A 20738-nucleotide genomic window follows, 5' to 3' on the forward strand; every position below is an offset into this window, starting at 1 on the left:
AATTCAATTAGCAACCGAATGATCATTTTCCTATCAAATATGATAGTGGATGATTGTTCGGCTTTTTTTCTGTCAATTTAAGGAAAGCAGAAATCTTTGAACAGTTAGTAGGAAAGCAAATATAGTTTGTGTTAAAATATTGCTATCTTAAATGCGAGGAAATGAAATTTCATGAAATTATTAGCGATGGATACATCCAATCAAACATTAGCTGTGGCAGTTTTAGAAAATGAAAAGCTGTTAGCTCACTTTCAATTAAATCGAAAAATGAATCATAGTTTGACCTTAATGCCGGCGATCGAGTCGGTGATGCAGGCAAGCGGATTAGAGCCTGCTGATTTGGACCGGATTGTCGTAGCCAAGGGTCCAGGATCGTACACGGGTATCCGAATCGCTGTAACAACCGCGAAAACTTTAGCAGAAACACTGAAAATTGAATTGACCACAGTTTCTAGTTTGGCGGTGATTGCTGGAAACATACATACAGATAAATTAATTATCCCAATGATGGATGCTCGTCGTAACAATGTCTACGCGAGTGCATATCGCTGGGAAAATCATAGACTAGTTAATATTTTAGCTGATCAGCATATCGCGTTAATCGATTTGTTGAAGCAGATTAAAGAACCAGCGTATTTTGTTGGTGAGGCCTATAAGTTTAATGAGCAAATCATGTCTGCGATACCAACCGCGGAAGTTTCTGAAGCGGATGAGTTGAACTTGCCTAATGGTATTGTTTTAGGAAATCTAGGTTTTCTTGCGCAACCTGTTGAAAATGTTCATGGATTGGTACCAGAATATTTGAAGCGAGTGGAGGCAGAAGAAAAATGGTTGGAGAATCATCAGCCAGAGGACGAAAACTATGTTGAAAAAATTTAGCGGATTAGTAAGAACGATCCTTTATGGGAAACAATACCCTTTCAATGCTAAAAGCGTGATTTTAGGCGATGAAGAATTTTTATTGAGAGAAATCATTGACCAAGATATCAAAGAATTGATTGCTCTAGAGCGTGATGTTTATTTTGGTGAAACCCCTTGGACTAAAAGTGCATTTCTTTCAGAAATTCATTCGCCGATCCCTCATTTGTATATCTGCATGGTAACGAGACAATCAACTATTGCGGGGTTTATTGGTAGTCGTTTGATTGGTAACGATACCCACATTACCAATATAGCAGTAGCAACTGCATTTCAAAATCGTGGGATTGGTAAGCTATTGATTGACGAAGTCGAAAATTTCGCTATAATGAACGATTGTGAAACACTCTCCTTAGAAGTACGTCTCAGTAATACCGATGCTCAGCGTTTATATCGGCGATTGGGATTTTCTGCACGGAATATTAGAAAAAATTATTACACTGAGAATAACGAGGATGCTTTGGACATGATTAAACGTTTGGAAGTGGGATAGTTGGAAGAGTTAGCAAGAAGATTTTGGGAGATCAGCCAAACTGCGTATGCTTTTGACTCTCCGTGGACGATCAGTCAATTTGTCAGCGATATGAGACAATCTCATAGCCATTATTTCTCAGAAGAAACAGAGATTATCGCTTTTCTGGGATTTCATCAAGTATGTGATGAAATCGAAATTACGAATATCGCTTCTGAAATAAAGGGTCAAGGACATGGCAAAAAGCTAATGAAACGCTTGATTCGTTATGCAGAGTCACAGAAAATAGCGAGTATTTTTCTAGAAGTACGTGCTTCGAATCGAGAGGCGCGTCTTTTTTATGAGAAGTTCGGCTTTCAAGAAATTGGAATTCGAAAAAAATATTATCAGCACCCTCAAGAAGATGCGGTACTGATGTCTTTGAAAGTAGGAAATGCAGATGAATGAAAAAGAACTTATCTTGGCAATCGAAAGCAGCTGTGATGAAACGAGTGTGGCAGTAATCGAAAATGGCGAAAAAATTCTATCCAATATTGTTGCTTCGCAAATTAAAAGTCATAAACGTTTTGGCGGGGTTGTTCCAGAAGTGGCTAGCCGCCATCATGTGGAACAAATTACTATTTGTATCGAAGAAGCATTGATTGAAGCAAATGTAACAGCAAAAGATCTCAGTGCTGTAGCAGTTACCTATGGACCAGGGCTTGTGGGAGCTCTATTGATTGGTTTGAGTGCAGCCAAAGCTTTTGCCTGGGCCAATGGACTTCCATTATTACCAATCAACCATATGGCAGGACATATTTATGCAGCGCGTCTAGTTGAACCATTAGAGTTTCCCTTGATGGCTTTGTTAGTTAGTGGCGGACATACTGAATTGGTTTATATGGAAAAAGATGGCTCGTTTGAGATTATCGGTGAGACTCGTGATGATGCAGCTGGTGAAGCCTATGATAAAGTTGGGCGTGTATTGGGATTAAGCTATCCCAGTGGTAAAGAAATAGATGAATTGGCACACCAAGGAGAAGATACGTATGATTTTCCTCGTGCCATGATCAAAGAAGATAATTTTGATTTTAGTTTTAGTGGGTTGAAGAGTGCTTTTATAAACTTGACTCATAACGCTGAACAACGCGGAGAAAAATTAGATAAGAAAAATTTAGCAGCAAGCTTTCAAGCAAGTGTCGTTGAGGTTTTAGTGACAAAGACAATTAAGGCGTGCAAAACGTATCCAGTTAAACAATTGATCGTTGCTGGCGGTGTTGCGGCTAATAAAGGGCTACGGGAGAAAATGTCCTTTGCAATTAGCGAGGAATTACCTACCATGAAACTGATTGTACCGCCACTACGCTTATGCGGCGATAATGCAGCAATGATTGGAGCCGCGGCTCATATTGAGCTGCAAAAACATCATTTTGCAGAAATGAACTTAAATGCTAATCCAAGTTTAGCATTCCAACACATCTAACGCCTTGCTATAATGAGGTCAAGGAGGCGATTAGATGAAAAATTCTTGGCAAGAGCAATTTCCAATCGATCTACAGCCAACCATGGAACAGATGAAAGAATATGTAACTGCCACTTATTTTGAAAAATTAATGGATTATTTGACAGTAGAATATCAGCCTAAATTTTCCATCGAATATTCGAAGGAGAAAGGCCGATTCGGCGGGTGGCATGTAAAAGCGAAAAAGTACGGTGGTAATATAGGCACGATTTATTTTCTAGATGACAACGCTAGAATGATGGTTGTTGTATCTGATCTCTATCAGGAAGAATTAGCAGAGAACATTGCTTCAATGTCACAATCCGTTCAGCAAACGTTTAAAGAGGACAAACCAGTTATGGGCGGTCACTGGTTTGTCGTTGAACTTACTTCCGAGCAAGCATTTACTGATCTTAAATATCTAATTACATTGCGTATTCGAAAATTGCAAAAAAAGTAGTCACTTAAGCAGCTGTTTTTTTTAGGAAAAGAGAATAAGAATGTTCTCTTTTGGTTATGTTGGTTCTAGGCTTTAAAATTTCTTGTTTACTTTAGGCTTATCTGTCGAACTAATTGATGCTTTCATTGCAGTGAAACCTTTGATTTCTAGATGACATACGGTCTTCAACTTGAAAGCGAGCTTGTCGCGCAAGAGTATTCATCTGTAAGCTGAATCTCATCAAAACTCGTTAAACGAACAAATAGATGGCTTCCTTGAAATTCTTCTAAGGAAGCTTTTTTATATAAATATTTCAAAATTGAGGTTGATACTTTCATTTTATTCAGTTATTATGAATAAAAATGAAATAATGTTGGATGTAACGAATGAATATTCAAAAATGGAGGCGTTATGATGATGAATATCTTTCAAGGGAAAAGTTTTTTAAAGGAAACGGATTTTACTAAAGATGAGTTGCTTTATTTGATTGATTTTGCAGCACATTTAAAAGAATTAAAGAAACAAAATATTCCGCATAAATATTTAGCGGGGAAAAATATTGCGTTACTTTTTGAAAAGACCTCTACGCGTACGAGGGCGGCTTTTACGACAGCCGCTAATGATTTAGGTGCTCATCCCGAATATTTAGGTAAAAATGATATTCAATTGGGAAAAAAAGAGTCTGTAGAGGATACAGCAAAAGTGTTAGGCAGTATGTTTGATGGTATTGAATATCGAGGATTTTCACAAACGGCAGTTGAAGCTTTGGCAGAACATTCTGGGGTACCCGTTTGGAATGGCCTCACTGACGCATGGCACCCAACTCAAATGTTGGCAGACTTTTTAACGATCAAGGAGCACTTTGGAAAGTTGGAGGATCTGACTTTGGCCTATGTGGGTGATGGACGAAACAATGTAGCAAACTCACTGCTAATTACCAGTGCCATTTTGGGTGTAAATATCTCAATCGTAACTCCAGAAAAACTATCTCCAGAACAAAATTTGATTACGATCGCTGAAAAATACGCTGAAGAATCCGAGTCAAAGGTTTTAGTGACAGATGACATTGACAAGGGAGTAGCGCAGGCTGATATTATTTATACCGATGTATGGGTATCGATGGGCGAAGAGGCGGCTTTCAAAGAGCGAATTGATTTATTGTTGCCTTATCAGGTCAATCAAACACTAATGGAAAAAACTCAGAAAGCGGAAACGATTTTCTTACATTGCTTACCAGCATTTCATGATCTTGAAACAAAAGTTGCCGAAGAAATCAAAGAAAAATATAATTTAGCTGAAATGGAAGTGACAGATGATGTTTTTCGTGCCGAGAATGCATTACAATTCCAACAAGCTGAAAACCGTATGCATACGATCAAGGCGGTGATGGCAGCAACATTAGGAAATTTGTTCATTCCGAAAGCATAAAGTATTTTTCCCGACTAGTCAGATGAAGTTTTTTCTGTTAATATAAATGCCAGATAATTATTTCATCGATGAAAAAGAGAAGTCTATTGTGCAGTTTTTTAGCGAGTTCGGGCAGGTGGGAGCCGAATAAACAAAAATAGAGGGCGCACTTTTGAGATGAAGCGGCAGCTACCGTTATAGCCTAAGCTGGTCATTTATGACAATAAGAGTGGTACCGCGGGAATTCTCGTCTCTGATGTATTTATACATCAGAGATTTTTTTGTTTTATTTTGACTCTTCAATTCATCAACGAAGCGTTGAGGACTAGTCACTTTTTTATCTTTAGAAAAGTATTTATAAGGAGGAATTTGGATGAATAATAAAGATATCGTTGCACAAGCTGTTTTTGAAGCAGTTAAGGAAAATCTGACATTGCCAGAAGTTGAACGTTTACTAGAAAATCCTAAATCAGTTGATCATGGGGATGTTGCTTTTCCCACATTTGCTTTAGCAAAAGTTTTTCGTAAAGCGCCACAGCAAATTGCTGCAGAATTAGTAGAACAAATCAATCCAGAAGCGTTTGAAAAAATTGAAGTGGTCGGCCCATATTTAAACTTCTTTATGAAAAAAGAAGTTATTTCAAGTATGGTCTTAAAACAAATTCTGAAGGAAGAAAATCATTTTGGTGATAGTAATATTGGAAATGAAGGCAATGTGACGATTGATATGTCTTCACCAAATATTGCAAAACCTATTTCAATGGGGCATTTACGCTCGACCGTTATTGGTAATTCTATCAGCTTGATTCTAAGCAAAATTGGTTATAATCCAATCAAAATCAATCACCTAGGAGACTGGGGAACCCAATTCGGGAAACTGATTGTTGCTTATAAAAAATGGGGATCAGAAGAGAAGGTTAAAGCTGAACCAATCAATGAACTGCTACGTCTATATGTAGAATTTCATGAAAAAGCCGAAGATGAACCGGAGTTGAACGATGAAGCGCGAGCTTGGTTCAAAAAACTGGAAGAAAATGATCAAGAGGCTTTAGACCTATGGAAATGGTTCCGCAGTGAATCGTTGAAAGAGTTCAATAAAATTTACGGTATGCTGGAAGTAGAATTTGATTCCTATAATGGCGAAGCTTTTTATAATGATAAGATGGATGAAGTTGTCACAATGTTGGAAGAAAAACATTTATTACAAACCAACGAGGGAGCCGAAATCGTCGATCTTGAAAAATACGATTTGAATCCCGCATTGATTAAAAAATCCGACGGGGCAACCTTATACATTACACGTGATTTAGCAGCGGCACTTTATCGCAAGCGTGAGTATAATTTTGTTAAATCACTATATGTTGTTGGAAATGAACAAAGTGGGCACTTCAAACAATTGAAAGCTGTTTTGAAGGAAATGGATTTTGATTGGTCAGACGAAATGGTTCATATCCCATTTGGCTTGATTACAAAAGATGGGAAGAAATTGTCTACTCGTAAAGGGAAAATCGTTTTGTTAGAAGAAGTTCTAAATGAAGCAAAAGATTCCGCACTTGCACAAATCCAAGAAAAAAATCCCGATTTGCCAAATAAAGAAGAAGTAGCTCATCAAGTGGGCGTTGGCGCGGTAGTCTTCCATGATTTAAAAAATGATCGTTTAAATAACTTCGATTTTAGTTTAGAAGAAGTAGTACGCTTTGAAGGAGAAACAGGCCCCTACGTTCAATATACTCATGCACGTGCTATGACTGTTTTGGAAAAAGGAAATTTTGCTGTTGATTCAGAAGCAATATATGCTTTAAACGATTCTGATAGTTGGGAAATCATCAAGTTATTGCAAAGCTATCCAGAAGTAGTGATGCAAGCGGCTGATCAGTATGAACCATCTGTGATTGCAAAGCATTCGATTAAACTAGCTCAAGCGTTCAATAAATACTATGCTCACACGAAAATTTTAGTTGAAGATGAACAAAAAGAGGCTCGTTTGGCATTGGTTCATGCTGTAACAATAATCTTGAAAGAGGATCTACGTTTGTTAGGAGTTCACGCACCTAATAAAATGTAGTGTCATAGAATTTGGAAAAGAAGTTGTGAGGATAACCTTGCAACTTCTTTTTGTATTTCAAATTTTTTTGCTGAAACAACACAAACTGTGGTATACTTTGACAAAATAAAAAAGGTGTCAAGACACCTAGGAAGGCGCATTGTATGAAAAAAATTCTTTTTGGATTAGGTTGTCTCGGAATGGTAGGATTATTAGCAGCTTGCGGTCGAGGTCAAGCTGAAAATAAGTCGGAAAAAGAAGAACCTGATCAGAAGATAGCTTTGATCTTAGGTTTTGGTGGCGTAGATGATCGTTCTTTTAATCAGGCTGGTTGGGAAGGCCTTGAAAAATGGGGAGAAGAAAAGGATTTAAAAGCCAAGAAGGATTTCACTTATCTTGAAACGAACGATCCGCAGGAAAACAGTACGAATATTAGTCAGGCAGTTGAAAATGGCTTTACGACAATTATTAGTCTAAGTTATTTACAAGCGGATGCGATTAAAGAAGCGGCCGAACAAAATCCAAAATTAAATTTTGCATTGATTGATGGTGAGATTTCAAATGAAAAGAACATTGTTTCTGCTACATTTAAGGATCAGGAAAGTGCTTATTTAGCTGGATTAGCAGCTGCTTACAGCACTAAAAAGAATCATGTTGGTTTTATTGGTGGAATGGAAGGTCCAGTAATCCAACGGTTTCAGAGTGGGTTCGAGGCGGGAGTCAAAGCCGGGGCTAAGAATCTAGGAAAAAAGATTTCATTTGACGCACAATACGCAGCTTCTTATGACGCTCCAGATAGAGGTAAAGCTATTGCTGCTTCTATGTATAAAGAAGGAGCAGATATTATATATCAAGCTGCAGGAAGCACTGGAGCTGGCGTTTTTCAAGAAGCGAAAGCTCGAAATGAAAACGATAAAACTCAGAAGGTTTGGGTCATTGGAGTAGATCGAGATCAAACAGATGAGGGTGATTACCATATGACTGAAGATAAAATTGGAAATTTCACCTTGACTTCAACTAAAAAGAATGTTGGAGCAGCAGTTAGAAAAATTGCAGCAGCCTCATATGAAAAAGATTTTCCTGGTGGTGAGCATTTAGAGTTTGGTTTAAAGGAAGGCGGAGTAAACCTAACCAAGGGCCAGTTATCTAAAGAAGCCTACGAAGCTGTAACAACGGCTAAAAAACAAATTATAGATGGAAAAATCAAAGTACCTGAAAATTAGTGAAACGCGCTCCTATGAATTAGGGGCGCGTTGTTTTTGAACTGTATGGAAAGTACAAAATTGAATAAATCGCTTTACAGCAGATACATGCATGTCTGAAATCCATCAGCTTTTTCTTATTGCTCAAAAGCTGATGGATTTCGCGCAGCCTTTTATAGATATAGGGAGCTTCCTTACTTTTAAGAGAAAATTGACCGCTGTGAAGGATCTTGCAGAAAAGCAGTGACTTGTTGTGCGTCTGCAGGTGTCCTTGAGATAATAATAATAGTATCAAAACTTGCCATTGTTGCAACAATCAATTCACTCGAAAGATCATCTAGGACAGAAGCCAATAAATGCGCATTATCAGGAAGTGTACTGACGATAGTCATAAATTGAACAGTATCAACCTTGACGATAACATTGTTTGTCATACGTATAAGTCGCTTAATATCATCATCCTCAGTCGGTTCTTGCTGATCTTGGAACAATTCAAAACGTGGCTTGCCGGATTCATCAATTGTTTTTACGATTTTTAGGTCACGAATATCACGTGAAATCGTAGCTTGAGTCGCCGAGACTTGATATTGTTGTAAATAATCCATCAATTCATTTTGATTTCGGATTGCATTTTCTGAAATGATTTTTTTAATTAGTTCGTGTCGATCTTTTTTTCGCATAAAAAAACTCCTTGCCTGTGTAATAGTAGAGCGTTTAAACTCTAAAAAATGATTTAAGGGATAAAGTGAATATCATTCACTTATTTTGGGATTCTTTTTCTGAGATAGGAACGGTATAAATGATAATTATGCACTCAGTATAGCAGAAAAAGATTTTTTAAACAGTATTCCTAACTAAATAATAATTAACAGAAAGCTAAATAAAAAAGATTGATTTATTAAAAAGAGTCTTGTATAATTACTAATTGTGTGTAGGCGACTATACACAAAAAAATCCACATTCTGACTTGATTTATAAGGCGGTGCTGCTTGTCAGTTCCTTATAAAGAAGAGAGCAGGAGAGGAAAACAAAAACCAAATTGGAGGAAACACAAATGTCAGTATTGTCTATGAAACAATTACTAGAAGCCGGCGTACACTTTGGTCATCAAACTCGTCGCTGGAACCCAAAAATGAAGAAATACATCTTCACAGAAAGAAACGGAATCTACATTATTGACTTACAAAAAACAGTTAGATTAGTAGATGCTGCTTACGATTACATGAAAGATGTTGCCGAAGATGGCGGCGTTGCATTGTTCGTAGGTACTAAAAAACAAGCTCAAGAAGCAATCAAAGAAGAAGCAGTTCGCGCTGGACAATTCTATGTTAACCACCGTTGGTTAGGTGGAACTTTAACTAACTGGGATACAATTCAAAAACGTATCGCTCGTTTGAAACAAATCAACGCTATGGAACAAGACGGTACTTTTGAAGTATTGCCTAAAAAAGAAGTTGTTGGTTTGAACAAAGAACGTGAACGTTTAGAAAAATTCTTAGGCGGTATTGCTGATATGCCTCGCATCCCTGATGTTATGTATATCGTTGACCCTCGTAAAGAACGTATCGCTGTTCAAGAAGCTCAAAAATTAAACATTCCAATCGTTGCTATGGTTGATACAAATTGCGACCCAGATGAAATTGACGTAGTTATCCCTTCAAATGATGATGCTATTCGCGCCGTGAAATTAATCACTGCTAAAATGGCTGATGCTTTCATCGAAGGAAACCAAGGGGAAGATCAAGTAGCAGAAGAAGACTTCGTTGCTGAAGATGGCGGACAAGCAACTTCAATCGAAGAAATCGTTGATGTAGTGGAAGGCGACAATGCTTCTACTGAATCAGCTGAATAATTTCGTAGCATATGCTGCTTCAAAGTAAATATTTTCCTTTGAAGCAGCTTTTTTAGAAAATCTAAGGAGGCCCTTAAAAATGGCAGACGTAACAGCTAAAATGGTAAAAGAACTACGCGATATGACTGGCGTAGGAATGATGGATGCAAAACGCGCATTAGTAGAAGTAGAAGGCGATATTGAAAAAGCTGTGGATCTTTTACGCGAAAAAGGTATGGCTAAAGCAGCTAAGAAAAATGACCGTATTGCTGCTGAAGGTTTAGCTTCAGTTGCGATTCATGGAAACACTGCAGCAATCGTGGAAGTGAATTCTGAAACGGACTTCGTTTCTAAAAACGAAATGTTCCAAGACTTAGTGAAAGAAATCGCATCTTTAGTTGCTGAACATAAACCTGCTGACATGGAAGCAGCAATGAAATTAACAAACGCTAAAGGTGAAACTTTAGAAGCAGCTTTGATCGAAGCAACACAAGTTATTGGTGAAAAAATCAACTTCCGTCGTTTTGAAGTTGTAGAAAAAGAAGACAATGCAGCATTTGGCGGATATCTGCACATGGGTGGACGTATCGCTGTTTTAGCTCTATTGAACGGCACAACTGACGAGTCAGTTGCAAAAGATGTTGCTATGCATGTGGCAGCAATCAACCCTCGTTACGTAAATGAAAGTCAAATTCCAGAATCAGAATTAGAACATGAAAAAGCTGTTCTTACTGAGCAAGCATTAAACGAAGGTAAACCAGCTAATATTGTTGAGAAAATGGTTGTTGGTCGTTTGAATAAATTTAAATCAGAAATCGCTTTGGTTGACCAACCATTCGTTAAAGATCCAGACATGACTGTTGAAAAATATGTATCTTCTAAAGGTGCGACAGTTGCAAGCTTCGTTCGTTTTGAAGTAGGTGAAGGGATCGAAAAACGCGAAGACAACTTTGTAGAAGAAGTTATGAGTCAAATTAAAAAATAATTCTGTTTTTAAACAGTCGGGAACGCACGGCAAATGTGCGCTCCCTTTTTTTAAGCAAATTCAAATTTGGCTGGCTTCAAAGACAGAGTATGCTAAAATATCATTAGAGTGACAGTGGAGGTATTGTGATGAATGAACCAAAGTATAAACGTGTAGTATTGAAACTCAGCGGAGAAGCATTGGCAGGCGATGAAAAATTCGGTATCAAACCGCCGGTGATCCAAGAAATCGTGGAGGAAATAAAAGAAGTTCACGATCTAGGGATTGAAATGGCAATTATTGTTGGCGGTGGAAACATTTGGCGTGGACAAATTGGTGCTGAAATGGGGATGGAACGTGCACAAGCGGATTATATGGGCATGTTGGCAACAGTAATGAATGCTTTAGCGTTGCAAGATGCGTTGGAAAATATCGACGTACCCACTCGTGTTCAAACATCAATTGAAATGCGTCAAATTGCTGAACCTTATATTCGGCGTAAAGCAGAGCGTCATCTTGAAAAGGGACGTATTGTCATTTTTGCTGGTGGTACAGGAAATCCTTATTTTTCAACTGATACGACAGCGGCATTAAGAGCAGCAGAGGTAAATGCTGATGTGATCTTGATGGCTAAGAATAACGTCGACGGTGTTTATTCAGCTGATCCAAAACTTGATGAAAATGCAGTGAAATATGAAGAACTAACTCATTTAGATGTCATCGCTAAAGGATTGCAAGTGATGGATTCAACGGCGAGCTCATTAAGTATGGACAATGATATTCCACTTGTTGTCTTTAATTTAAATGAACCAGGAAATATCAAACGTGTTGTACTCGGTGAAAACATCGGGACGACGGTAAGGGGGAAATAACATGGCAGATGCAGTAATGAATGAAGCAAGAGACAAAATGAAGAAGGCCCAAGAAGCGTTGCAACGTCAACTAGGTCAAATTCGTGCAGGACGTGCGAATGCGAGTTTACTTGACCGCATCACAGTTGATTATTATGGGGTGCCAACGCCTGTTAATCAGATGGCATCAATTACGATTCCTGAAGCCCGTGTGTTAATGGTTACACCATTTGATAAAAATATGATCAATGACGTAGAAAAAGCTATTTTGGCTAGTGATATTGGGTTGAATCCGGCTAACGACGGGAATGTGATTCGTTTAGTAATTCCTCAACTAACAGAAGAACGACGAAAAGAACTAGCTAAAGAAGTAAAGAAAGAATCAGAAGGTGCAAAAATTGCTGTCCGTAACATTCGCCGTGATGCAATGGATGAGTACAAAAAACAACAAAAAAATGGCGATATGACAGAAGACGATTTGCGTAATGCCGAAAAAGATATTCAAACATTGACAGATGATAATATCAAAGCGATTGATTCCATCGTTGCTGAAAAAGAAAAAGAATTACTAGAAGTTTAATCCAAAAAAACCTGAAGAATCGTTCTTCAGGCTTTTTTATTGCTAAGAAAAATCATTGAAAAAGGCTAAAGGTATTTATTTTTCGTAGGAATAACTGCATTTTATTGTTATAATGGCAGATGACTTTTTAAAAGTATTTTTAAGTTATTGACTTAATAAAGGAGGGAAAAACATGGTGTTACGATTTTTTCCACAAAAGCAAAAATATACACCAGAAGAATCGTCCTTTTCTTTCGATCCTAATAATGCAATTCCAAAACACATTGCAATCATTATGGATGGAAATGGCCGGTGGGCACAAAATCGTCGTTTGCCAAGGATCGCTGGGCACAAAGAGGGCATGGAAACAGTAAAAAAAATTACGAAGCATGCCAATCGCCTTGGGGTAAAAGTGTTAACGCTGTATGCTTTCTCAACTGAGAATTGGAAACGTCCAGAAGAGGAAGTAAATTTTTTAATGCAGCTTCCTGTAGATTTTTTTGATACTTTTGTTCCAGAATTAATTGAAGAAAATGTACAGGTTCACGTGATGGGATATGAGGAGTATTTGCCTGCCCACACACAAGACGCAGTGAAACGGGCGATTGAGCAAACAGCACAAAATGATGGGTTGGTTTTAAACTTTGCTCTTAATTATGGTAGTCGCGCTGAGATCATTACGGCGATCCAACAAATCGCTGAAGAAGTTAAAAATGAAGAACTTGCAGTTCAAGAGATTAACGATGATATTGTTGGAGATCATTTGATGACAGGATTTCTACCTAACGAACTTCGAGACCCTGAGCTAGTCGTACGTACGAGTGGTGAAGAACGGATTAGTAATTTCTTACTTTGGCAATTGGCCTATAGCGAATTATATTTTACCAAAGCCTTATGGCCAGATTTTGACGGAGACCATTTAGAAGCGGCGATTGCTTCCTTCCAACAAAGAAATCGGCGTTTTGGTGGATTGAATAAGGATACAAGTTCCACCTAAGTTTTGGGTCATCAGTAAAATAGTTGATACTTTAACTTAATTATAGAATGAATACTTTGAGTTTAACAAGGAGGATAAGAAATGAGACAGCGAGTCATTACCGCAGTTGTCGCCCTAGCGATTTTTATTCCAATTCTGTATATCGGAGGTATTGCAGTCGAATTAGCGGCAGCAGTTTTGGCAGGAATAGGAGTGTATGAGCTTTTTCGCATGAAAGGACTTGCAATTTTGAGCTTTGAAGGTGTTCTTGCAATTTTTGGGGCAATCTTTTTGGTCTTACCAGCGGAGCGTTGGCTGCCATTTTTAAGCGGCAACAATAGTAATTTTCTTTTATTTTATTTAACAGTAATGATTATTTTAGGTTTTTCAGTTGTTTCTAAAAATACTTACACTATAGATGAAGCTGGTTTTCCCGTCGTAGCAAGTCTATACGTCGGTGTTGGGTTTCAAAATTTAGTTACAGCACGAGCAGAGGGATTATCTATTTTACTTTTTGCGTTCTTTGTTGTTTGGGCAACAGATATCGGTGCATATATGGTGGGACGTCAATTTGGCAAACATAAATTATGGCCAGAAATTTCTCCCAATAAAACGATTGAAGGCGCTCTAGGAGGAATTGCTAGTGCGGTTGTAGTAGCTATAGTGTTTTTCTTAGTGCAACCAGAGATTTTTCAGCATAATTTATTGACAATGATTCTCTTCACAATAGTATTTTCAGTTGTTGGACAATTTGGAGATTTAGTGGAATCAGCAATCAAGCGTCACTATGATGTAAAAGACTCAGGGACTATTTTACCTGGTCATGGTGGAATCTTGGATCGTTTCGACAGTATGCTGTTTGTTTTTCCCATGATGCATTTACTAGGAGTATTTTAAAAAGAGTGGCAACACTCTTTTTTTTTGAGTAAATTTAAATACCTGCGACAACCAAAAATTTTTCTGAAAAAATTTATTATAAAATTATTTTCAAGCAGCGTCTCTTTCTGATTTACAATTAATAGATTTGCTTGAACTGAAAAATAGTAAAATATATTGTTTTGTTGCAGCAACTCAAAGAAACTATTTTTTACCGAAGTTCTTTTTTTAAATTTTCTATGAATTGGTCAGTTAATGAATATCTTATTGTCAGATTGTGATAAACTGTCTCTAAGAAACTAATGAAGGTAGGAAAATTATGCGTACGATTATTACGTTTTTAATCGTTTTTGGTGTTCTAGTGATCGTTCATGAATTCGGGCATTTTTTCTTTGCGAAACGCTCAGGGATTCTAGTCCGAGAATTTTCGATCGGAATGGGGCCAAAATTGATTGCTCACATGGGCAAGGATGGAACAACTTATACACTACGTCTATTGCCAATTGGCGGATATGTAAGGATGGCTGGTCTTGAAGATGAAGAAACTGAATTAAGTCCGGGAATGCCATTATCGGTTGAATTGACTCCTAAAAATGAAGTGAGGCGAATTAACGTCAGCAAGAAAGTTCAATTGCCTAACAGTATCCCGATGGAACTGATTTCAGCTGATCTTGTTGATGATTTAGTAATTAAAGGATATGTAAATGGTGATGAAAGTCAAGAGATGACTTACAAGGTTCAACATGATGCGACTGTGATTGAAGAGAACGGCACAGAAGTTCGAATTGCACCACGAGACGTTCAGTTTCAATCAGCGAAGCTGGGTTCACGTATTTTGACCAATTTCGCTGGACCGATGAATAACTTTATTTTAACCGTGGTATTATTTATTGCGCTAGCGTTTTTGCAAGGTGGTGTAGCGGTTTATAACACTAATCAAATTGGTGAGGTTCAGGAAAATAGTCCAGCTGCTACGGCTGGCTTAGAGGATAATGATACGATTTTGGCGGTTGACGGGAAGAAGATTTCTTCATGGGATGATCTAACAAACACAGTTACAAAAAAGCCGGGGAAAGAATTAACTGTGTTGATTGAGCAAGATGGCAAAGAAAAGACTGTTCAAATGACACCAAAGACAATAAAAAGCAATGGTGAAAAGGTCGGGCAAATTGGCGTCGGACCTTATATGAAAACGGGCTTTGGCGATAAAGTCATTGGAGGATTGACTCAATCATGGGACATGGTCAAGAGAATCTTTAGTGCTTTAGGGTCTTTGTTCACAGGATTTAGTTTAGATAAACTAGGTGGTCCAGTAATGATGTACCAGATGTCGGCAGAAGCCTCTCGAGCAGGGGTTAAAACGGTTATTTATTTGATGGCTTTATTATCGGTTAACTTGGGAATTGTCAATCTGTTACCTATACCCGCCTTTGATGGCGGAAAAATTCTTCTAAATCTAATTGAGGGGATACGCGGCAAACCACTTGATCCAGATAAGGAAGGCATGATTACTATGATCGGTTTTGGTTTTATTATGCTTCTGATGATTCTAGTTACGTGGAACGATATTCAGCGTTTCTTCTTTTAAAATGAAAGGATCGAAATTTTTTCGGTCCTTTTTCTAATGCAATCATAAAAAAAAACAGGTATACTGAAACATACTTGAAAAAGTGAAGGAGATGTCATTTTGTCTAAGAATCGTGAACTATTTGAAAATTTATTACGACAAATTGAATTGGCCGAGACGGAACAGCAACATCCGATGATCCAGGGATCAGAGATCAAAGAAGTGATTGTTCATGAGAAATCACGTGTGTGGGAATTTTTTATTCAAACACCACAAATTTTGCCAGCAAAATTATTCTATGCATTCCATCAAAAGCTGCAAATAGCATTTCAATCAATCGCGTCAGTGAAATTACATATTATTCCAGAAGACAATCAGTTTGAGGAAGAGCTTCTGCAAAACTATTGGCAAATGGCTTTGACTGAACAGGATTGCGATACACCGTTAGTTAAGCAGGTTTTGAGTAAACCCTTGCCTTTGATTCAAGGAAAACGAATTGTTTTGCTAATTGATAATGAAACAGTCATTCCATTTTTGAAACAGCAGTATTTACCATTGATTGAAGAAAATTTAGTTTCTTATGGATTTCCACATTTGCGAATCGATCCTGAAGTTGATAAGGAACAGGCAGATAAAAAATTACAGGAATTTGAAGTACGAAAACAAGAGCAGGCGCAAGCAATGCAAGAACAAGCTGCTGCTAGCTTAGCTCAATATGAATCGAAGAAAAAAGAGCAGAAAGAAAGTGCCGCTCATTTTGATGGACCTATCCAAATGGGTCGGAATATTCCAGCAGATGAACCCATTACTCCGATGGGAAATATCATTGAAGAGGAACGACGTATTACGATTGAAGGGTTTATCTTTGATAAGGAAGTCCGCGAGTTACGTTCTAAACGAAAGATTCTGATCTTAAAGATGACTGATTATACCTCCTCATTTGTAGTAAAGAAATTTTCTAACGGCGAAAAAGATGAAGCAATTTTTGAAGCTATCGCAAATAAAAGCTGGATTCGTGTAAGAGGAAGTGTTCAGGAAGATACCTTTATGCGTGACCTTGTCATGAATGCTCAAGACATTCAAGAGGTTAAACACCCAGAGCGTCAGGATACTGCGACAGAAAAACGTTCTGAGCTGCATTTGCATACGAATATGAGTACGATGGATGCTATCAACAGTGCTAGTGACCTAGTCGCTCAAGCTGGAAAATGGGGACATAAAGCTATTGCTATAACAGATCATGGGGGGGCCCAATCATTTCCCGAAGCTCATGCGGCAGGAAAAAAGGCTGGTGTGAAGATTCTTTACGGCGTTGAAGCAAATGTCGTTTCTGATGGGGTACCAATTGCTTACAATGATGCGCATGAATCACTAACAGACGCTACTTATGTTGTGTTTGACGTGGAAACAACTGGGTTATCTGCGGTATACGACACAATCATTGAATTGGCCGCGGTTAAGATGCATAAAGGAAACGTGATTGATACGTTTGAAGAATTCATTGATCCAGGTCACCCATTATCAGAAACAACGATCAATTTAACTGGAATCACCGACGAAATGGTGCGTGGATCAAAACCAGAAAAAGAAGTTATGGAGCTGTTTGAAAAATTTTGCGAAGGAGCGATTTTAGTCGCCCATAATGCAACATTCGATATTGGCTTTATTAATACAACATATGTCCGACATAATATGCCCGAAACTCCAAATCCGGTAATTGATACATTGGAATTGGCACGTTTCTTATACCCTGAGTTTAAGCGATTTGGTTTAGGTGTCTTAACTAAGAAATTCGGTGTTAATCTGGAACAACATCACCGAGCAGTATATGATGCAGAAGCAACTGGCCATTTAGCTTGGATTTTTGTTAAAGAGGCAATCGAAAAACATGGGATGAATTACCATGATCAGCTAAACGATCACGTTGGTGAAGGGGATTCGTATAAACGAGCGCGTCCATTCCATGCAACGATTTTGGCGAAGAATCAGGCAGGTTTAAAAGATCTATTCAAACTAATTTCTATGTCTAATGTGGAATACTTTGAACGAGTTCCACGAATTCCGCGTTCACAATTAAATAAATTGCGAGAAAATCTTTTGATAGGTTCGGCTTGTTCACAAGGTGAAATCTTTGAAGCGATGATGCAAAAAGGGGTAGAAGAAGCTAAAAATCGTGCCGCCTTTTATGATTATATTGAAGTGATGCCTAAGGCTGTTTATGCCCCTTTGATTGAACAAGAGCTGGTGAAGAATGAGGCGGATTTAGAAGATATTTTACGTAATCTAATTCAAATTGGTAAAGACTTAAATAAAACAGTTGTTGCTACAGGAGATGTTCATTATTTAAATAAGGAAGATGCAATCTATCGGAAAATTTTGATCAGTTCAATGGGTGGGGCTAATCCGTTGAACCGTCACAGTCTACCAGATGTTCACTTCCGTACGACAGATGAAATGCTGCAGGCATTCAGTTTCTTAGGTCCAGAACTAGCAAAAGAAATTGTTGTTGATGGTCCTGATAAAATTGTCGAGAGCTGTGAAGAAATCATTCCGGTCAAGGATGACTTGTATACTCCTAAAATTCCTGGCTCTGAAGAAGAGATCAAGGATCTAAGTTATAATCGGGCACGAGAGCTTTATGGCGATCCATTACCAGATATTATTGAGAAACGTTTAGAAAAAGAACTTACTTCGATCATCGGGAATGGCTTCTCGGTTATCTATTTGATTGCTCAAAAGTTGGTGCATAAGAGTAATGCTGACGGTTATTTGGTTGGTTCGCGTGGGTCTGTAGGTTCAAGCTTTGTGGCTACAATGACAGGGATTACCGAAGTGAATCCCTTGCCGCCGCACTATTATTGTCCTGAATGTCAGTATTCTGAGTTTTTTGAAGATGGTTCCTATGGTTCGGGCTTTGATATGCCGGAGAAAGCTTGTCCAAAATGTGGCGCTCGATTAAATAAAGATGGACATGATATTCCATTCGAAACTTTCCTAGGATTCCATGGTGATAAGGTGCCCGATATTGATTTGAATTTTTCGGGCGATTATCAGGCTGAGGCTCATAATTATACGAAGGTTCTGTTTGGCGAGGACTATGTTTATCGTGCTGGTACGATCGGTACAGTGGCGGATAAGACGGCGTACGGATTCGTCAAGGGTTATGAACGAGATCATAATCTGCATTTTAGGAATGCTGAAGTCGATCGTCTTGCCAAAGGTGCTACTGGGGTTAAGCGAACAACAGGACAGCATCCAGGTGGGATCATCGTAATTCCAGACTATATGGATGTTTATGATTTTACACCGATTCAGTATCCAGCAGACGATCAAAATTCTGAATGGAAAACAACGCATTTTGATTTTCACTCGATTCATGATAATGTTTTAAAACTCGATATTCTGGGACACGATGACCCAACAGTGATTCGAATGTTGCAAGAATTATCTGGAGTCGATCCTAAAACGATTCCGACGGATGATCCAGAAGTTATGAAGATTTTTGCTGGGCCACAGGTTTTAGGTGTGGAAGCTGATCAAATTTATTCGAAGACTGGTACGTTGGGAATTCCTGAGTTTGGAACACGATTTGTTCGCGGGATGTTGGAAGAAACGAGCCCGACGACTTTTGCCGAATTATTGCAAATCTCTGGGTTGTCTCATGGTACTGACGTTTGGTTAGGAAATGCGGAAGAATTGATCAGCCGTGGGGAAGCAAACTTAGCTGAGGTTATCGGTTGTCGGGATGATATCATGGTATATTTAATTCATGCAGGATTAGATAGCGGAATGGCCTTCAAGATTATGGAAACTGTGCGTAAAGGCCAGTGGAATAAAATTGATGATGGGTTACGTGAAACGTATTTGACTGCAATGAAAGAAAACAACGTTCCAGATTGGTATATTGATTCTTGTTCGAAAATCAAGTACATGTTCCCAAAAGCCCATGCGGCAGCTTATGTGTTGATGGCATTACGGGTAGCGTACTTTAAAGTGTATTTCCCAATTCTTTATTATTGTGCCTATTTCTCTGTTCGTGCGGATGATTTTGATTTGGTTGCGATGGCTAAAGGAAAAGATGCGGTGAAGGCCGCAATGAAGGCAATCACAGATAAAGGTATGGACGCATCCACGAAGGAAAAAAATCAGCTGACTGTCTTGGAATTGTGTAATGAAATGTTGGAGCGAGATTTTCATTTTGGCATGATCGATTTATACAAGTCAGATGCTCAAGATTTTGTGATTGACGGGGACACATTGATTGCGCCATTTCGTGCCGTACCTGGACTTGGTTTGAACGTGGCCAAACAAATTGTTGAAGCACGTAAAGACGGTATTTTCTTATCGAAGGAAGATTTGGCCTCACGTGGTAAAGTTTCGAAGACCTTGATTGAGTATATGGATACTCATGGTGTTTTGAAAGATTTGCCAGATGAAAACCAACTGTCACTCTTTGATATGTAAAGAAAAGGATAAGTTCAATAAAAAAAATGAAAGAAAATTCCATCATGAAAATGACACGGTTGAATTTTCAATAGAATTGTGCTAGTATAACAATGTAATCATAGACTGATGGTGAGTGAGCGGAATTTTCGCTCACTCTTTTTAATGGATTAAAGGAGGCTGACAGTTTGAGCAGTGTAGTCGAAACAGTGACTGACTTAGTAACACCGATCTTGGATGAACAAAATTTTGAGTTAGTCGAGGTTGAATTTGTCAAGGAAGGGAAAAGTTGGTTTTTAAGAGTATTTATTGATAAAGAAGGTGGTATCGACATTGAAGAATGTGCTTTTGTTAGCGAAAAGCTTAGTGAAAAGCTGGATTCGATTGATCCTGATCCAATTCCACAAGCATATTTCCTTGAGGTTTCTTCACCAGGAGCCGAACGCCCATTGAAAAAAGAAGAGGATTACCAAAAAGCGATGGGAGAATACATTAATATTTCACTTTATCAAAATATTGATGGAGAAAAACAATATCAAGGATTTTTAAAAGAATTGACTGATGATGAACTGACATTAACTGTCAAAATTAAAACGCGTACGAAAGATATGGTCTTTGATCGTAAAAATATTGCAAAGGCGCGTTTTGCGATCGAGTTTTAGTAAATGAAACGTTTCATTAACAGGAACTAGAATGTCAATTCCGCTTT

The 20738-nt window shown here is 38.2% G+C and carries 19 protein-coding genes; 17 read left to right on the forward strand and 2 right to left on the reverse strand.

Going from position 1 to position 20738, the window contains the following annotated elements; translation table 11 throughout:
* Positions 1-171: 171 nt before the first annotated feature.
* From tsaB to AUF14_RS03125, 5 genes are read left to right on the forward strand one after another with little or no spacing between them, the layout of a single operon-like run.
* On the forward strand, positions 172-879 hold the full coding sequence (tsaB, locus tag AUF14_RS03105; RefSeq protein ID WP_016180691.1) for a tRNA (adenosine(37)-N6)-threonylcarbamoyltransferase complex dimerization subunit type 1 TsaB: 708 nt from the start codon (positions 172-174) through the stop codon (positions 877-879).
* A complete protein-coding gene (gene rimI / locus AUF14_RS03110; protein ID WP_016180692.1) occupies positions 863-1411 on the forward strand; it encodes a ribosomal protein S18-alanine N-acetyltransferase in 549 nt (182 codons plus the stop codon). The genes tsaB and rimI (AUF14_RS03110) overlap by 17 nt, the downstream gene beginning before the upstream one ends.
* Positions 1412-1837: a ribosomal protein S18-alanine N-acetyltransferase gene (gene rimI, locus AUF14_RS03115; RefSeq protein ID WP_016180693.1), complete on the forward strand. Its 426-nt coding sequence runs from the start codon at positions 1412-1414 to the stop codon at positions 1835-1837.
* The gene (gene tsaD, locus AUF14_RS03120; RefSeq protein ID WP_016180694.1) at positions 1830-2852 is read left to right on the forward strand and encodes a tRNA (adenosine(37)-N6)-threonylcarbamoyltransferase complex transferase subunit TsaD; all 1023 of its coding nucleotides are present in this window, start codon (positions 1830-1832) and stop codon (positions 2850-2852) included. Before rimI (AUF14_RS03115) ends, tsaD begins: the two co-directional genes overlap by 8 nt.
* 34 nt (positions 2853-2886) lie before the next feature.
* Positions 2887-3330 (forward strand): DUF3788 family protein, encoded by a 444-nt coding sequence (locus tag AUF14_RS03125; RefSeq protein WP_016180695.1) that lies wholly within the window; start codon positions 2887-2889, stop codon positions 3328-3330.
* A 164-nt stretch (positions 3331-3494) separates the two neighbouring features.
* Here AUF14_RS03125 and AUF14_RS22425 read toward each other — a convergent pair whose 3' ends face one another.
* Positions 3495-3647, reverse strand: a complete 153-nt coding sequence (locus tag AUF14_RS22425) for a hypothetical protein (RefSeq protein WP_172481256.1) — start codon at positions 3645-3647, stop codon at positions 3495-3497.
* 76 nt (positions 3648-3723) lie between these two features.
* On the opposite strand from AUF14_RS22425, the gene argF reads away from it, so the two are divergent.
* The 3 genes from argF to AUF14_RS03140 all read left to right on the forward strand — a co-directional run bounded on the left by argF (position 3724) and on the right by AUF14_RS03140 (position 7983).
* The gene (argF, locus tag AUF14_RS03130) at positions 3724-4737 is read left to right on the forward strand and encodes an ornithine carbamoyltransferase (RefSeq protein WP_016180696.1); all 1014 of its coding nucleotides are present in this window, start codon (positions 3724-3726) and stop codon (positions 4735-4737) included.
* A 352-nt stretch (positions 4738-5089) separates the two neighbouring features.
* A complete protein-coding gene (argS, locus tag AUF14_RS03135) occupies positions 5090-6781 on the forward strand; it encodes an arginine--tRNA ligase (protein ID WP_016180697.1) in 1692 nt (563 codons plus the stop codon).
* 143 nt (positions 6782-6924) lie between these two features.
* Positions 6925-7983 carry a BMP family lipoprotein gene (locus AUF14_RS03140; protein ID WP_016180698.1) on the forward strand — a complete coding sequence of 353 codons (1059 nt, stop codon included), beginning with the start codon at positions 6925-6927 and terminating at the stop codon, positions 7981-7983.
* A 179-nt stretch (positions 7984-8162) separates the two neighbouring features.
* Here the strand turns inward: AUF14_RS03140 and AUF14_RS03145 are convergent, their stop codons facing one another.
* Positions 8163-8642 carry an arginine repressor gene (locus AUF14_RS03145; RefSeq protein WP_016180699.1) on the reverse strand — a complete coding sequence of 160 codons (480 nt, stop codon included), beginning with the start codon at positions 8640-8642 and terminating at the stop codon, positions 8163-8165.
* A gap of 374 nt (positions 8643-9016) precedes the next feature.
* Here AUF14_RS03145 and rpsB point away from each other — a divergent pair, with 374 nt between their 5' ends.
* The 9 genes from rpsB to rimP all read left to right on the forward strand — a co-directional run bounded on the left by rpsB (position 9017) and on the right by rimP (position 20691).
* Positions 9017-9814 (forward strand): 30S ribosomal protein S2, encoded by a 798-nt coding sequence (rpsB, locus tag AUF14_RS03150; RefSeq protein ID WP_016180700.1) that lies wholly within the window; start codon positions 9017-9019, stop codon positions 9812-9814.
* Positions 9815-9893: 79 nt separating this feature from the next.
* Complete coding sequence (gene tsf, locus AUF14_RS03155) at positions 9894-10778, forward strand: translation elongation factor Ts (protein WP_049220473.1); 885 nt, start codon at positions 9894-9896, stop codon at positions 10776-10778.
* A gap of 128 nt (positions 10779-10906) precedes the next feature.
* On the forward strand, positions 10907-11629 hold the full coding sequence (pyrH, locus tag AUF14_RS03160; protein ID WP_048721031.1) for a UMP kinase: 723 nt from the start codon (positions 10907-10909) through the stop codon (positions 11627-11629).
* Position 11630: 1 nt separating this feature from the next.
* Entirely contained in the window at positions 11631-12188 is a 558-nt protein-coding gene (frr, locus tag AUF14_RS03165) for a ribosome recycling factor (protein ID WP_016180703.1), read from the forward strand.
* A gap of 175 nt (positions 12189-12363) precedes the next feature.
* The gene (locus AUF14_RS03170; protein ID WP_034876389.1) at positions 12364-13164 is read left to right on the forward strand and encodes an isoprenyl transferase; all 801 of its coding nucleotides are present in this window, start codon (positions 12364-12366) and stop codon (positions 13162-13164) included.
* 81 nt (positions 13165-13245) lie between these two features.
* On the forward strand, positions 13246-14040 hold the full coding sequence (locus AUF14_RS03175; protein ID WP_016180705.1) for a phosphatidate cytidylyltransferase: 795 nt from the start codon (positions 13246-13248) through the stop codon (positions 14038-14040).
* Positions 14041-14338: 298 nt separating this feature from the next.
* Positions 14339-15607, forward strand: a complete 1269-nt coding sequence (gene rseP, locus AUF14_RS03180; RefSeq protein ID WP_016180706.1) for an RIP metalloprotease RseP — start codon at positions 14339-14341, stop codon at positions 15605-15607.
* Positions 15608-15706: 99 nt separating this feature from the next.
* Positions 15707-20050, forward strand: coding sequence for a PolC-type DNA polymerase III (locus tag AUF14_RS03185; RefSeq protein ID WP_016180707.1), 4344 nt, complete (start codon positions 15707-15709; stop codon positions 20048-20050).
* Positions 20051-20217: 167 nt separating this feature from the next.
* Entirely contained in the window at positions 20218-20691 is a 474-nt protein-coding gene (gene rimP, locus AUF14_RS03190) for a ribosome maturation factor RimP (protein WP_016180708.1), read from the forward strand.
* Positions 20692-20738: the final 47 nt, after the last annotated feature.

It is taken from the genome of Enterococcus avium (assembly GCF_002891025.1).
Lineage (GTDB): Bacteria > Bacillota > Bacilli > Lactobacillales > Enterococcaceae > Enterococcus_A > Enterococcus_A avium.